This is a genomic window from Anabaena sp. AL09 (assembly GCF_001672255.1).
Taxonomy (GTDB): domain Bacteria; phylum Cyanobacteriota; class Cyanobacteriia; order Cyanobacteriales; family Nostocaceae; genus Dolichospermum; species Dolichospermum lemmermannii.
Genome location: NZ_LJOQ01000107.1, coordinates 1 through 15,086, shown reverse-complemented (window position 1 = coordinate 15,086; position 15,086 = coordinate 1). Strand labels below are relative to the sequence as shown.

Annotated in this window: 8 protein-coding genes and 1 pseudogene; 7 read left to right on the top strand and 2 right to left on the bottom strand. The window is 38.4% G+C overall.

Annotated elements, in window-relative coordinates; all coding sequences use genetic code 11:
- Positions 1 to 91 precede the first annotated feature (91 nt).
- The 3 genes and pseudogenes from AN490_RS22755 to AN490_RS22745 form a co-directional block, all read left to right on the top strand.
- Positions 92 to 898, top strand: a pseudogene (locus AN490_RS22755) (transposase); the annotation flags it as partial.
- A gap of 51 nt (positions 899 to 949) precedes the next feature.
- On the top strand, positions 950 to 2,857 hold the full coding sequence (gene dxs, locus AN490_RS22750) for a 1-deoxy-D-xylulose-5-phosphate synthase (protein ID WP_300007308.1): 1,908 nt from the start codon (positions 950 to 952) through the stop codon (positions 2,855 to 2,857).
- Between the two features lie 192 nt (positions 2,858 to 3,049).
- Positions 3,050 to 4,870 (top strand): serine/threonine-protein kinase, encoded by a 1,821-nt coding sequence (locus AN490_RS22745; RefSeq protein ID WP_300007306.1) that lies wholly within the window; start codon positions 3,050 to 3,052, stop codon positions 4,868 to 4,870.
- A gap of 102 nt (positions 4,871 to 4,972) precedes the next feature.
- On the opposite strand, the gene AN490_RS22740 is transcribed toward AN490_RS22745, so the two are convergent.
- Together AN490_RS22740 and AN490_RS22735 are read right to left on the bottom strand one after the other, a co-directional pair.
- Positions 4,973 to 5,587 (bottom strand): NB-ARC domain-containing protein, encoded by a 615-nt coding sequence (locus AN490_RS22740; RefSeq protein ID WP_366925065.1) that lies wholly within the window; start codon positions 5,585 to 5,587, stop codon positions 4,973 to 4,975.
- Between the two features lie 31 nt (positions 5,588 to 5,618).
- Positions 5,619 to 5,927: a helix-turn-helix transcriptional regulator gene (locus tag AN490_RS22735; protein WP_300007301.1), complete on the bottom strand. Its 309-nt coding sequence runs from the start codon at positions 5,925 to 5,927 to the stop codon at positions 5,619 to 5,621.
- Positions 5,928 to 6,249: 322 nt separating this feature from the next.
- Here AN490_RS22735 and AN490_RS22730 point away from each other — a divergent pair, with 322 nt between their 5' ends.
- The 4 genes from AN490_RS22730 (at position 6,250) to AN490_RS22715 (ending at position 14,854) form a co-directional block, all read left to right on the top strand.
- Positions 6,250 to 11,751 carry a LamG-like jellyroll fold domain-containing protein gene (locus AN490_RS22730; RefSeq protein ID WP_300007298.1) on the top strand — a complete coding sequence of 1,834 codons (5,502 nt, stop codon included), beginning with the start codon at positions 6,250 to 6,252 and terminating at the stop codon, positions 11,749 to 11,751.
- Positions 11,752 to 11,756: 5 nt separating this feature from the next.
- Entirely contained in the window at positions 11,757 to 12,203 is a 447-nt protein-coding gene (locus AN490_RS22725; RefSeq protein WP_300007296.1) for a calcium-binding protein, read from the top strand.
- A gap of 6 nt (positions 12,204 to 12,209) precedes the next feature.
- Positions 12,210 to 13,226 (top strand): bluetail domain-containing putative surface protein, encoded by a 1,017-nt coding sequence (locus tag AN490_RS22720; protein ID WP_300007294.1) that lies wholly within the window; start codon positions 12,210 to 12,212, stop codon positions 13,224 to 13,226.
- A gap of 362 nt (positions 13,227 to 13,588) precedes the next feature.
- The gene (locus AN490_RS22715) at positions 13,589 to 14,854 is read left to right on the top strand and encodes a glycosyltransferase family 4 protein (RefSeq protein ID WP_300007292.1); all 1,266 of its coding nucleotides are present in this window, start codon (positions 13,589 to 13,591) and stop codon (positions 14,852 to 14,854) included.
- Positions 14,855 to 15,086: the final 232 nt, after the last annotated feature.

The window sequence follows — 15,086 nt, the reverse complement described above, 5'->3', positions numbered from 1 at the left end:
TAAGACCTCTACTTGTGCTGGAGAAATCCTGGGCGAGCAAGTCATATCTTTGAACAAAGAATCCCCGTCTCTTTAGAGCGGGGAGTGTCAAGATCTTAATTTTTATGATATCAAACAAATTAAGCGAGTTCGTTTAGTCCGTCGGGCTGATGGATATTATGCTCAATTTGCAATTGATGTCAAAATTAGAATTGAATCTCAACCAACGAATCAAATAGTTGGCTTAGATGTGGGCTTAAAATATTTCATTGCTGATTCAAAAGGTAATGTGGAATCTGCTCCACAATTCTATAGAAAGTCAGAAAAACAGTTAAGTCGAGCTAATCGTCAGAAATCTAAGAAGTTTGACAGAGATAAGAAAAAAGCTAAACAACCACAATCCAAGAACTATTTAAAAGCTAAAAATAGGTATGCCCGTAAACATTTAAGAGTAAGTAGGCAGCGAAAAGAATATTGCAAGAGATTAGCATATTCCGTGATCCAATCTAACGATTTGGTAGCTTACGAAGACTTAAATATTAAAGGCATGGTAAGAAACCGACATTTAGCCAAATCAATTTCTGATGCTGGCTGGGCAACTTTTCGGCAATGGTTAGAATATTTTGGGCATAAATATGGGAAAATAACGGTTGCCGTCCCTCCCCGTAATACTTCTCAAAATTGTGCTAATTGTGGTCAAGAAGTGAAAAAATCCCTGTCAACCAGAACCCATAATTGTCATCATTGTGGATTCGTGGAAGATAGAGATATTAATGCCAGTATCAATATCCTAAGATTAGGATTAACTACGGTAGGGCATACCGGAAGCTACGCTACAGGAGATTTGCCCTCTTGGGCGATTGGTGCAAACCTGTCGTCTAACGGCGAGTCTGTGAATGTAGAATCCCCGCGTCTTTAGACCGGGGAGTGTCAAGCCAAAAGAAGACTTAACAGAGGAAAAGCCGATAATATGCACTTGAGTGAAATTACCCATCCTAACCAGTTGCATGGTTTGTCAATTCGGCAGTTAGAACAAATTGCCCGGCAAATTCGTGAGAAGCACCTACAAACCGTAGCAGCCTTTGGAGGGCATTTGGGTCCGGGTTTGGGCGTTGTCGAATTAACACTGGGGCTTTATCAAACCTTAGATTTAGATCGGGATAAGGTTACATGGGACGTAGGACATCAAGCTTATCCCCACAAATTAATTACCGGACGCTACAGTAATTTCGACACTCTTCGCCAAAAAGATGGCGTTGCAGGTTATCTTAAACGCGGCGAGAACAAATTTGATCATTTTGGGGCAGGACACGCTTCTACAAGTATTTCGGCCGCCCTGGGAATGGCTTTAGCCCGCGACTTAAAAGGGGAAAAATTTAAAACCGTTGCAGTGATTGGTGATGGGGCTTTAACTGGAGGCATGGCGCTAGAAGCGATTAACCACGCGGGACACTTACCCAAAACTAATCTCCTCGTGGTTCTCAATGATAACGAGATGTCCATTTCTCCCAATGTGGGGGCGATTCCTCGTTATCTGAATAAAATGCGTCTGAGTGCGCCGGTGCAGTTTCTCTCAGATGGAATTGAGGAACAGTTAAAACATCTGCCTTTTGTGGGTGAATCGCTTTCCCCAGAACTGGAACGCATCAAAGAAGGTATGAAGCGGTTAGCAGTTCCCAAAGTCGGCGCTGTTTTTGAAGAATTGGGCTTTACCTACATGGGGCCAGTTGATGGCCATAATTTAGAAGAATTAATTGCCACATTCCAACAGGCACATCAAATTACTGGTCCTGTTTTGGTTCACGTAGTGACAACTAAGGGTAAGGGCTATGAACTGGCGGAAAAAGATCAAGTAGGCTACCATGCCCAAACTCCCTTTAATTTAACCACTGGGAAAGCGATTCCTTCCAACAAACCTAAACCCCCCGCTTACGCTAAGGTCTTTTCTCATACTTTAGTGACACTGGCGGCACAAAATCCTAAAATTGTCGGCATCACAGCCGCAATGGCGACTGGTACAGGTTTAGATAAACTACAAGCTAAATTGCCTAACCAGTATATTGATGTGGGTATTGCTGAACAACACGCTATTACCTTGGCTGCGGGTTTAGCCTGTGAAGGTATGCGTCCTGTTGCTGCTATTTACTCGACTTTCTTACAACGCGCCTTTGACCAAATTATTCATGATGTTTGCATTCAAAATCTACCTGTATTCTTCTGTTTAGATCGGGCGGGGATTGTTGGTGCTGATGGTCCGACTCACCAAGGTATGTATGATATCGCTTATCTGCGTTGTATTCCGAATATGGTGGTAATGGCTCCCAAGGATGAGGCGGAATTACAACGGATGGTTGTGACTGGGATTAATTACACTGATGGACCGATTTCTATGCGTTTCCCCCGTGGTAATGGTCACGGTGTCCCCTTAATGGAGGAAGGTTGGGAAGCTTTGGAAATCGGGAAGGGGGAAATTCTCCGTCAAGGGGATGATGTGTTAATTGTGGGCTATGGTACAATGGTTTACCCGGCAATGCAAGCGGCGGAAATTCTCAGCGAACATGGGATTGAAGCAACTGTGATTAATGCCCGTTTTGTTAAGCCTTTGGATACTGAGTTGATTTTACCTTTGGCTAAACAAATTGGTCGGGTTGTGACTTTGGAAGAAGGTTGTTTAATGGGTGGTTTTGGTTCTGCGGTGGCTGAGGCTTTACTTGATGCTGATATTGTTGTCCCTGTGAAGCGGATTGGTGTTCCTGATATTTTGGTAGATCATGCTACACCTGATCAATCTTTTGCGGAGTTAGGTTTGAGTAGTCCTCAAATTGCGGAAACTGTTTTACAGGCTTTTTTTAAGAAACAGGCTGCTGCTTTGGTCTAGTTGATTTTTTGTCTGAATCAGGATTTACGGGATTTCAGGATTTTTCTGTATCCTGTTTATCCTGGTTCTTAATATTTCCAGAATTATTGACCGCAGATGAACGCCGATAAACGCAGATAAATATGGATGATTATTTTTTTGTGCAGTTTCACATAAAATTGGGATTAAATATATTGGTAATTTTTCATAATTATGAAGTTGCTAAACAATCGTTATCAGGTTATTCAGGTTTTAGGTGCAGGAGGTTTTGGTGAAACTTTTCTCGCTGAAGATACCTATATGCCTTCCCGTCGTCGTTGTGTGATTAAGCAACTTAAACCTATTAGCAATGACTCCAAAACTTATCAAGTAATTCAACAACGGTTTGAGAGGGAAGCAGCGACGTTGGAGTATTTGGGGGAAGCTAATGACCAAATTCCCCAACTTTATGCTTATTTCTCGGAAAATGGTCTCTTTTATCTGGTGCAAGAATGGGTGCATGGTCACACTTTGACTAATGTGATTCAATCTCAAGGACAATTACAGGAAAATACTGTTAGAGAAATTCTGTTAAGTTTGCTGTCTGTGTTGGATTATGTTCACAGTAAAGGGATTATTCATCGAGATATTAAACCAGATAATATTATTTTGCGGGAAATAGATAATAAACCAGTTTTAATTGATTTCGGTGCGGTTAAGGAAACTATTCGGACTACTATTAATGCTGCTGGACATCCTACTCAGTCTCTAGTGATTGGGACTCCTGGTTTTATGCCTAGTGAACAAGCTATTGGTCGTCCGGTTTATGCTACTGATATTTATAGTTTGGGTTTAACGGCTATTTATTTACTTACGGGTAAATATCCTCAAGAATTAGAAACTCATCCTCACACGGGACAGGTTATTTGGCAACAATTCGCTGGGGGGATTTCTCCCCAATTAGTAATGCTACTAACTCAAGCAATTGAACCACGTCCAGGCGATCGCTTTACTACTGCGAATAAAATGTTATATGCTTTAAACTCTGGGATTTCTATTTCTCCACAGGTTAATCATACTACTCAAACAGCAGCGACAATTCATCTCACTCCTGCCGCACTAAATCAACCTATATCTTCACTCTCTCAAAATCCCGTGGTTAAAACTGGGAATAATCAGCAAATTTGGCAAAAACCAGCGGTGATTATTGGTAGCGTTATGATGGGAAGTTTAATTGGTGCAATGGCTATTTCTAGCATAAACCGACCACAAACCACAAATTCCATTGTCACTAATTCCAACATCACAGAAACACCAACCCCAACACCAACACCAACACCAACATCAATCCTAACACCAACACCAATACCAACAACTGTAAATACTCCCATTTCTGAAGCAACTGTATCTCCGACCCCTTCAATATTACCTGAACCCACAGAGACAATTCCTGAAAATACTCCTACTCCTTCCATAGAATCAACTCCACAACCAGAAATAAAAAATGAACAGGAACAAACGTCTGTAGTTCCTACAACTGAACCAACTTTAACTATTGAAGAAACAGGAAAGAAGAAAAGAAAGGGAAAACGTGATCAAGTAGTTACTAATACTAGGGAAACTGTACCAGCATTTCCTACAGGTACATCAAGAAGTAGTGTAGAAGAAACGCTAGGTAAACCAAAGAAAGATTTAAGAGGATTATGGGGAAATACCCGCGCTGTTACTTATAAAGTTGTTCCTGACAAAATTGATTTAGGCTACTTATTTGACAAGAAAACTGGAACTCTCAAACAAACAGAAGCAGCTTTTGCATCATCTGTAGAACCTGAAGTTATGCAGACAACTCTCAATGGTTTATTGAATGGAGAAGCTACAGCAGAAATTAAACAAGGACTGCAACAAGTTCAACAACGACAAACAGATAATTTCACTTTTAGTAAGGGTGGGGTAAAAGGTCAAATAGTTCGACAAAGTTGTGATTTTATCTATATTAGTATTTGGGATGCTGATTTACATGATTTTGTGAATCCAGCAGATGCAAAACAGTGTTAGAGGAATAGGAGCGAGAATGAACCTTATCACCAAAAGTCTGAAAAGAGGCAATTTCATTAATACATATAATCGTAAATTTGTCCAGTATATAAGTTCTCTCTATTATGTACTTCGTTTTAAAAACTTACCAATATCCCCATTATATAAATGAATTATAGAAACAATCATTTGTTTAATTTTCAAAGGATTATTATTACAGAAATTACATAAATCATCCTTTTCTTGATCAGTTCCCCATAGTGGTTGTGATTCTATCAGAGACAAGGCTATTTCTGAGGAATTAGACAACTTTAAACAACGTACTGATGATAGCCAATATTCTAAAAAGGTGAATTCTTGATGTTGTTCTCGACTGGTGAAAATCACACAACTTTGATGATGAGTTTCGGCAATTATTTTGATGAATTGCATATATTTCAGATGATCAATATCTACATTATCCAAAATAATCAGACAACGATGGGTACGCAAATAATAGATAATTTGATTAATATTGAGTTTGTTTTCTTTATCATGGGAGAATAAAGATAGCAAGTTAGTCATCATACTATCAAAACATAGATCTGTCGGTACTGAACGCCAAATAACGTAATTAAATTGATCATGAATTTGTTTTGCTAGTTGAGTAGCTAAGGTTGTTTTCCCAACTCCACCTATACCGAATAATCCTAGTAAGCGACAACCATCTTGTAAAATCCATGACTGCAATTGTGTCAGTTCTTGGCTATATCCGTAAAATGCTGAAATATCAATTGCAGTTCCCCAGTCTAGGAATTGATTTAAATTTGGTTTTTTTTTGCGTATTTGTGCGTATGCGGGGGGGGGGAAATATTACTTCGACACTGGTAGTAATTTCTTGCCAATCTAGATTTAATCGCCGACATAGTTCTTCAAAGCTTGCATAACTAACAGGTTTACCAGTCAGGAAATTGCTAATTGTAGTTAAAGACAATCCGGTATCATAAGCTAAAGCTCTTTGGTTGGGGTAGCCATTAACTCCAAGTGCCATATTAACCTGTTGAATACGGTCATTGCTTACCTTAATTGACTTTGACATAATGTTAAATAATTTACTTTTTCAAGCAGATTTGACTAAATTTCAGATGTTATGAGTCATATCTTCTCATACTTTAGATAGATGACAATGGTTGTTTTGTTTTTTGGTGTCAAAATTAGCTCTCAAGTCAGATGAAGTCAGATGAAGTCAGTACGGAAGTTGGGACAGGGTTTGGTAGATTGGGGAAATGCTAAGTAAACTAAAAGAGTGTATCATGAAAAACTTCAAAACTGTACCAAACCATACATCTAAACTCCATTTTCCTTGGGAAACAATCAATTATCCAGATTCATTGACTAATTTCCTGGAAAATGGCGGATTGGTGGGTGATTCTCAATTTAGATTGACTCCCAAGACAGACAAGGTTTCGCAAATCACGACATCAGTTGTTGTTGATAGTTATCATGTCAGTAAGCATGGACAAGTTTCTACTTTAGACAGTGGATTTGTAGATATACAAAAGCAGAAAAGTACAGATAATATCATTCCTTTCTTCGTAACTAATTCACTCGATAACAATATAGATAATAGCCCTTTCTTTACAGCAAACATAGGGTTAAAAAAATCTACCCTCTTCAATCATAACGACAGTGAATTAGAACAGTATCAGCCTATTCATGCTGTGGTGAGCAGTAATCTTGGTAATCATGTTGAGAGTACAGCAGATACAGTTATTAGTAGAACTATTGTTGAGGTTTCTAAAAATCCAGAAACACAGTTAGATGAAACCAAAGTTAAGGATAATCTGAAGGTTATTTTTGCTGATACTCTTCAGAATAACAGCGAATTGGACTTGTTGGATATCTATGGAATAGTAGATCAAGCCTTACGGGATAGCTATGACTATCTTAGCAAGTTCCGTTTTGATCCTGAGTACAGCCAGAAGTTAGAGACAGCTTTTGGTACTGATTTTAATCGGGAAGTAGCAGATAAATTATTTAATAGTTTTGCTGACAGGAATTTTACTAATATTCCCACTATCAAGATTGTCAATCGTGGTGCGATTGCTGGGGGAAATGGGGCTTTTTCTGACAATACACAAAAAGTTTATTTGGCTGTAGAATTTATTAACAAATATGCTAGTAATACCGCTAGAATTACTGATGTATTAATAGAAGAAATTGGGCATTTTGTTGATTCTCAGATTAATGAGATTGATGCAACTGGGGATGAGGGGGATATTTTTTCGGAACTGGTGTTGGGGAATACGCTTAGTGATGAGGCATTGAAGGCTTTAAAAGCAGAAAATGATAAGGTTACTGTTGTTCGGGGGAATAATGAAGAAATTGGGATTGAAGAAAATACTGATAACATCAGAGTTGGAACATGGAATATATTAAGAAATGAAGGGACTAACACACCAGGAATTACTGAAAATACTCATATAGGACGAATAAAAAAGATAGCCGAGATAGGTTGTGACAGTAATATAGATATAATTTGTATACAGGAGTTTAACTCCTCAATCTTGCTTAATCTGAGTGGAACAAACCGTACTCTAGCCACAAAACTAGGTGTTGATAATGCACTAGATAAGCTAGATGGTTTAATTGATCAAAAAATAGCAGGATATAACTTTAAATTTGTCATACCAGAAATTCCTTTTGACCCTTATAATAATCAGACATATAAAGACAATGCTTTTTCAGTAACTGATGGTTATGCTGATAAGTCGGGATACCTTGTTTTATACAATAACAATATAACAAACGTATCATCGACTGGAAGCACACTCTCATACTCATCAAGTCCAACATTCTATCAAAGTCTTGATCAATGGAAAGTAAAGACTGTAATAGGTGGTACGTCCGGTACAGACTATCTCGCAGCAGATGCCGATAAATTATTCCGTCCTCCCATTACATTTACAGCAACAAAAGGGAGTAAAACTTACAATTTTTTTACTTGGCATAATGAGTATATGAAAAGTGGCTCACAACTGCCAAATACTTACAAAACAACACTTCCCAGAACTACATTTAGTTATTTTGATACATTACTAAAAAACGATACAAAAACCAATTCCATAATACTTGGAGATTTTAATATTGGTCAACAATCGAAAAATTTACTTTGGGATATTCAACAGAATACTACAGGTGAGACAAGGAATCGTTTTATTGGCTATAAGGGTTGGCAAGAAAACAATGACATTGTAATGACAAATGCTCAAAATGCAGTCATTAAGCCGTTCACCAATTTAACTTACCAAAACAAAACCATAAAATGGACAGATTTGCAAAGCGATTCTCATTATCCAATATTCGCAGAAATTCAATTTTCTGGAGGACAAAATAATACTCCAATAGAAGAATATACTTACGTAACTAAGAACCGAAAAAGACTAAAATTAACAAAAACAATAACACCACTACCGCTTCAATTATCATTAGATAATCCCGAAAATCTCCAAAATATCAATCTCGAACAAAGCACTGACGATCAAGATTGGTTTATCAGTTACGATTATGACGGTATATCTCAACCACTATTATTTGTTGATGATGGAAATATAGATTTCTTAAATGCTAATGGACAATCTTTATTAGGTAGCGATGGAAAACTTACAGGTGATGCTGGAAATATAAACAAAATTAAAATCACTAAGATATCACCAACTAGTAAAAAAGCTCCTGTAATTTATGCTTCCGTAGGTAATAACCAAGCATCTGCTTTATTTACAGGTGAAATTGAGCTTGATGCAAATAATCTCGAAGCAAGCATTTCTGAATTAGGAAATGATAGCGATCCTGATTTTGAAATAGGTGGATTTGAGGTAACATTTACTGATTTAGCAATCGTTGATGATCATCTTGAACTACAAGGTAAAGTGAAACTCCCTGAGCAACTTGGGGGTTTAGAAGTCAGTGTGGAAGTTGACGAAAAACAGGGAACAAATAATAAGATTATTATTGGTTATCCAGGAGAAGAAGTTAAAGTTAATGAATCACAGACAATTACTATTGGAGACTATGGAATTGCTGTAACAGGTGGGTCATTAAAACTACCAGGAACAAGAAAATTTAATGCTTTAGGTTTAATAGAAATTCAAACTAAAGACGCTGCTTTAGACTTTAACTTTCAGGAATCAGAAGCAACAATTACAGGTGAGTTTATCGTTCCTAGTCTTAAAGACGCAACCTTAAATCTGAAAGACGGAAACTATATTAAAGTCAAAAAGGTAAATGATGCACTTCAGTTTGCTATGACTGCGGATTTTTCTGTCAGTGATATAAATATCTATGGCGACTGGAAACTTACAAATATTAAGGTCAGTGTTAATAAAACCTATGGACAATCCATCACAGACGTTAAAGTTATAGGTTCTACAACGCTACATTATGGTCTTAATAAAACGGCTGGACTAGAAGTTTCTTTTGCTGATGGTCGCCTTAAGAACCTCACAGGTAGTAATATTAATTTTGATTTTTTTGGGACGAATGTAAATCTTAATAAAATAGAATATACTCCTGACCGAAATCTTACTGATACAATCCTATGGGACCCAGAACTTAAAGCCCAAGGTAGTATCATCCTTCCACAAGCATTAGGAAATGCCACTGTAGATATAACTGGTTCAAATTACTTAGTTGTTAATAATGATGGAATTGACTTAACTGGTCTTAGATTTACAATTCCTAATTTTGATAAAAATCTTTTGGGTTTAGGAAAACTGCGAGCAATAGGTACAAATATTACACTTGAATACGCCAAAGTATTAGATAAAGACGGCAAAACCGTTTTAGAAAAATACTTTAAAATTCAAGGTAAATTGGTACTTCCCAATTTTTACAATTTAACCGCTGATTTTAGTGGCTCAAACTATATCAAAATCAGCAACAACTCTGTTAATCCAGTGGAAGTTGTTGGAACATTCTCAGCAAGCAATATCGACATAGCACCAGGATGGAAAATCAAATATGCAGAATTGGGGATTGATACAACAAATAAAAGAGTAACGGCTAGAGGTACTTTAATAATCCCCAGTAATATTGAGATTGGGGCTGATGTTATTTTCGACAGTGGTGTATTAACTTATGCTGATATTAAAGCAGATCGCCTTAATAAACCTATTGGTACGACAGGAGCATTTCTTCAAAGCATAGAAGGACAATATAAGGGAGGAAACACCTCTGCATTTACAGGTAAAGTTGGTATAACAGCAGGCGCTCAAATTAACTTAAATCTACCATCTTGGGCTGGTGGTAATAAGCGTGGCTCACTGGTTGAGTTAAATGCAAGTGCCACAATTACTAGCAGCAATCTCACAGCAAATGGCGACATTACCGTTCTTGGTGGTTTGATGAGAGGCACGGCTAATGCTGAAGTCAATTGGGATAAAGGTTATTTGTGGGCATCATCTTATTTCAATATCTTAGATGGACTCATCACTACAAAAACTCAGTTCCTGGCTACCTCCAACTTAAACCTTTATATGTTCGGTGAAGCCAATGTCAATATTCCTAGTTTTGTGCCATTCATAGGTGGAACAAATCTAGGTTCTGGTGAGGTTTATGTTGAGTACACAAATGATAACAACTTGAGCAATGACTATGTTGCGGCCTGGGGAATAGCATTTAAGGGTACATGGTTGGAATCTACAATAGGTATTAAGGTTTGTTTTGATGGGAAGTGGCAGGTAATCCATTCTCAAGAGGCAAGAACTATCGGTCAATATGCAACAACCAAAATCAAGACCCTGCATGATAGTTTGAATGCTCCAGCCGAGAAAGAACCTCAACACCAAATAGGCGATACAATCAGGGATACTCCTATTATTAGTGGTAAAAATATAGCTGGCACTGATGGCAATGATACTCTGCATGGAGAAAATACACCTGACACCATCTATGGCAAAAAAGGTAATGATCTTTTATTTGGCGAAGGTGGTAATGACACCCTTTCTGGTGATGATGGTCATGATATGGTTTATGGTGGAACTGGCAATGACGACCTTTATGGAGACGGTGATAATGACCTCCTTTTCGGTGATGATGGTCATGATAGGCTTTTTGGTGGAATTGGCAATGACCTCCTTTATGGCGATGGCGGCACACAGACACAGGTTCTGAGGTTAGATGGCGTTGATGATTATGTATCTGTTGTTCATAGTACCTCTTTAAATATTAGTCAACAAATAACCATAGAAGCATGGGTCAAATTAGCCAATTCTGCTCTAGATCAAAAAATTATCGGCAAAACCCCCGTCGGCTCAGGCTATCTTCTTGGTGTAGGGAATGGCAAACTATATCCAGAATTTTGGGATTGTCAAGGAAATCGGAATGCTTTCCAAGAAGGACAAATCGCTTCTAACCAGTGGACTCACATCGCTGTCACCTGGAAACAAGGTGAGAACATGATTGGTTATATTAACGGAATAGAAGTTGGCAAAACGAGAGCAAGTTCTAATCCCCTTGGTACCAATAACAGAAATTTACGCATGGGAGTAGCACCCTGGGATCTTAATGCATTTAAAGTCAATGGTGCCATTGATGAAGTCCGCATTTGGAATGTAGCTCGTAGCGCCACGGACATTAGTAATAACCTGAAGAAAAGTTTGCTGGGAACAGAAGCGGGGTTAGTCGGTTACTGGAATATTGATAATGCTACTGGCAACACCATCAAAGATTTAACAGCCTATGGCAATGCTGGTACCGTCTTTGGACAGGGCAATAATCTTGATACTGAAACCGTTGAAATTATAATTATTGGAGGAAATGACATACTAGATGGTGGTGCAGGTAATGATACCCTCAATGGTGGTGAGGGTTATGACAGAGTTATAACGTCACAAGCAATGGCGATGAAGGAACAGATACCTTGATAGGAGTGGAACGAATCAACTTTGCTGCTAATGGTGGCTATTATGATGTGCTAACAGGAGGTAGTGGTAATGATTCTCTCACCGGAAGTAACGTGTGGTCTTTTATCTGTGGTGGGGATGGTAATGATACCCTAAGTGGTGGGGATGGTAATGATACCCTAAGTGGTGGCGCTGGTAATGACTATCTTAATGGTGGATGGGGTGAAGATAGTGCAGACTACTCAAGTGCAACACAAGGTATCAATGTCACACTTGGAGGGTACGGCTTTGCTACGAATGATGGTTTCGGTTATCAAGATGTCCTTAGGGGAATTGAACACATTACTGGTAGTCAATACAACGATATTATTGTTGGTGATGACTATTGGAATAACACCCTCAATGGTGGTGCAGGTAATGACTATCTTAATGGTCTTGGTGGCAGTGACACCCTCAATGGTGGTGCGGGTTAGATAGGAGTGGAACGAATCAACTTTGCTGCTAATGGTGGCTATTATGATGTGGTAACAGGAGGTAGTGGTAATGATTCTCTCACCGGAAGTTACGTGTGGTCTTTAATCTTTGGTGGGGATGGTAATGATACCCTAAGTGGTGGGGATGGTAATGATACCCTCAATGGTGGGTATGGTAATGATACCCTCAGTGGTAGTGCGGGTAATGACCAGATTTTTGGTGATGTTACTGCTCCCATTTTCACCTATAATGGCAAATTTTACCTTTTGAGTAATGCAGGTAGTTGGACTCAAGCACAAGCGCAAGCGGCTTCTTTAGGTGGTAATCTTGTTACCGTTAATGATGCTGCAGAAAATCAATTTCTAGTTAACACCTTTGGTGGTTCAGAAAATTTATGGATTGGTTTGACAGATGAGGTGACTGAAGGAACATTTAAATGGGCAAATGGAGAAGCTGTTACTTATACCAACTGGGCTCCAGGTGAACCCAATAATCTTGGCAATGAAGACTACGCGGAATTCAATTTTGGTGGTGTAGGAAAGTGGAACGATCGTCCTGACCTTGGTAAATTGCAGAGAGGCATCGTCGAAATTGGCAGTAATGCTTTCAACTATAATAGCGATACCCTCAATGGCGGAGCAGGCAAAGATACTCTTACTGGAGGTCTTGGAGCAGATCGTTTTGACTACCGCAACTTAGCTGATTCCGTTTTCAACAGATTTGATGTGATTACCGACTTCAATGCTACTGCTGGCAATGATTTATTCCTTGTTGCCACTGCCCGCACCGGATTCTCTAATGCCGGATCTGTGGCAACATTGGATACAAATGGAATTGCAGTCAAGTTAACTACTGCTACTTTTACAGCTAACGCTGCTGCTCAATTCTCCTTTGGTAGCCGCAGCTTTGTGGCTATTAATGATGCTACAGCCGGGTTTAGTGCCACTACTGATGCCATCATTGAGGTGACAGATTTAACAGGTACTTTAGGATTCTATCACTTTACCACTACCTTGGTGTAGCTTCTGGTATCCTTTAGGCAAAACACATTGTAGAGACGTTTCATGAAACGTCTCTAGATCAGCATTAAACCATCCTGTAATTGATGCGATATGTCAGGGTTTAGCACTGCTAAACCCCTTAACGGGTGACAAGTTATGTATCACTTCTTTATCAATTTGTCAATAAGGAATTTTTGCGATCGCTCAAATTAGATCATTTCTGAGCAAATTTATCCACCTGAAACTCTCTCTAGTCATCACTCCTGCTCTGATTTTTCCTGTGGAATCGCTTCTCTTGATGATTGTTAAAACGTCGAGCTTATACTAGATTACTCTTAATGATTTACGTGATTCTATTACTTAGAAATAAATATTGAAACTTTATGAAAAATGCTGCCATAACTCCCAAACGCATTTTATTCTTACATCCCAATTTTCCTGCCCAATTTCGTCACCTAGCCACAGCTTTAGCAAAAGATGATAATTATCAAATAGTATTTACTACCAATCGTCAAGAAGGAACAATACCAGGTGTACATAAAGTCATTTATGAACCTTCCCGTCAAGCTGCACCCCAAACTCATCATTATGTCCGCAATTTAGAAAATGCCGTTCTCACCGGACAAGCTGTATATCGAATCGCAGAAAACCTGAAAGCACAGGGTTTTATCCCAGATATAATTTATGGTCATTCTGGTTGGGGTCCAACATTATTTATGAAAGAAGTTTTTCCCAAAGCAGAATTATTGTGTTTCTTTGAATGGTTTTATCATCCTCGCGGTTCTGATGCTGATTTTGATCCTAGTGAACCATTAAATGCAGATGATTTATGTCGAATTCGTGTAAAAAACGCCCCGATTTTGATTGATTTATATAATTGCGATAGAGGTCTTACTCCCACTAATTGGCAACATCAACAATTTCCCCCAGAATATCATAGTAAAATTAATGTTTGTCACGATGGGATAGATACTAATTTTTTTCAACCTCAGCCAGATGCTAAATTAGTTTTACCCCGCATTAATCTTGACCTTTCCCATGTCTCAGAATTAGTCACCTATGTAGGCAGAGGAATGGAACCTTATCGGGGTTTTCCTCAGTTTATGGAAGCAGTGGCATTAATTCAACAACAACGACCAAATTGCCATATTGTAGTTGTGGGAGAAGATAGAGTAGCCTATGGTAAACAGCTTCCTGATGGTAAAACCTATAAACAATTAATGTTAGAAAAACTGGATTTAGATTTATCCAGATTACACTTTACTGGTAGATTACCTTATCATGAATATCTCCAAGTTTTACAAGCATCCTCAGCCCATATTTATTTAACTCGTCCCTTTGTGTTATCCTGGTCAATGCTAGAAGCAATGTCAACAGGATGTTTGTTAATAGCTGCTAATACTCCACCAGTTTTAGAAGTAATTAAAGATGGTAAAAATGGACTTTTAGTAGATTTCTTTTCTCCTGAACAAATAGCAGATAAAGTCAACAAAGTGTTAGACAACTTCCAAGATATGAAAGCTATTCGTGCAGCCGCAAGAAAGACTATAGTAAATAATTATGATTTAGCAAAATTATTGCCACAGCATTTAGATTGGTTGTTAGGGAAGAAAACTTCCGTTAAATCTCATGGGTTTGCAAAAATATAAAAAATAAAATAAATACCCTCATACTTTGACAAACTAACCCCGCAGATATTAAAAAGTGTATTCTGCGTTGGTTAAGTAATATTAGGAAAACTGTTGAGTTGATGTGATATGTAAGGGTTTAGCACTGCTAAACCCCTACCATATATCCCACATTCCGCACCCCAAAATGTTACAGAGGGAAATTACGGAGATGAAAATCAAAGGAAGCATCAAAACAAACAGATAAAGTGAA

Coding starts and splice junctions, on each gene's coding strand:
- dxs (WP_300007308.1), top strand. CDS start 950: ATGCACTTGAGTGAAATTACCCATCCTAACCAGTTGCATGGTTTGTCA.
- AN490_RS22745 (WP_300007306.1), top strand. CDS start 3,050: ATGAAGTTGCTAAACAATCGTTATCAGGTTATTCAGGTTTTAGGTGCA.
- AN490_RS22735 (WP_300007301.1), bottom strand. CDS start 5,927: ATGTCAAAGTCAATTAAGGTAAGCAATGACCGTATTCAACAGGTTAAT.
- AN490_RS22715 (WP_300007292.1), top strand. CDS start 13,589: ATGAAAAATGCTGCCATAACTCCCAAACGCATTTTATTCTTACATCCC.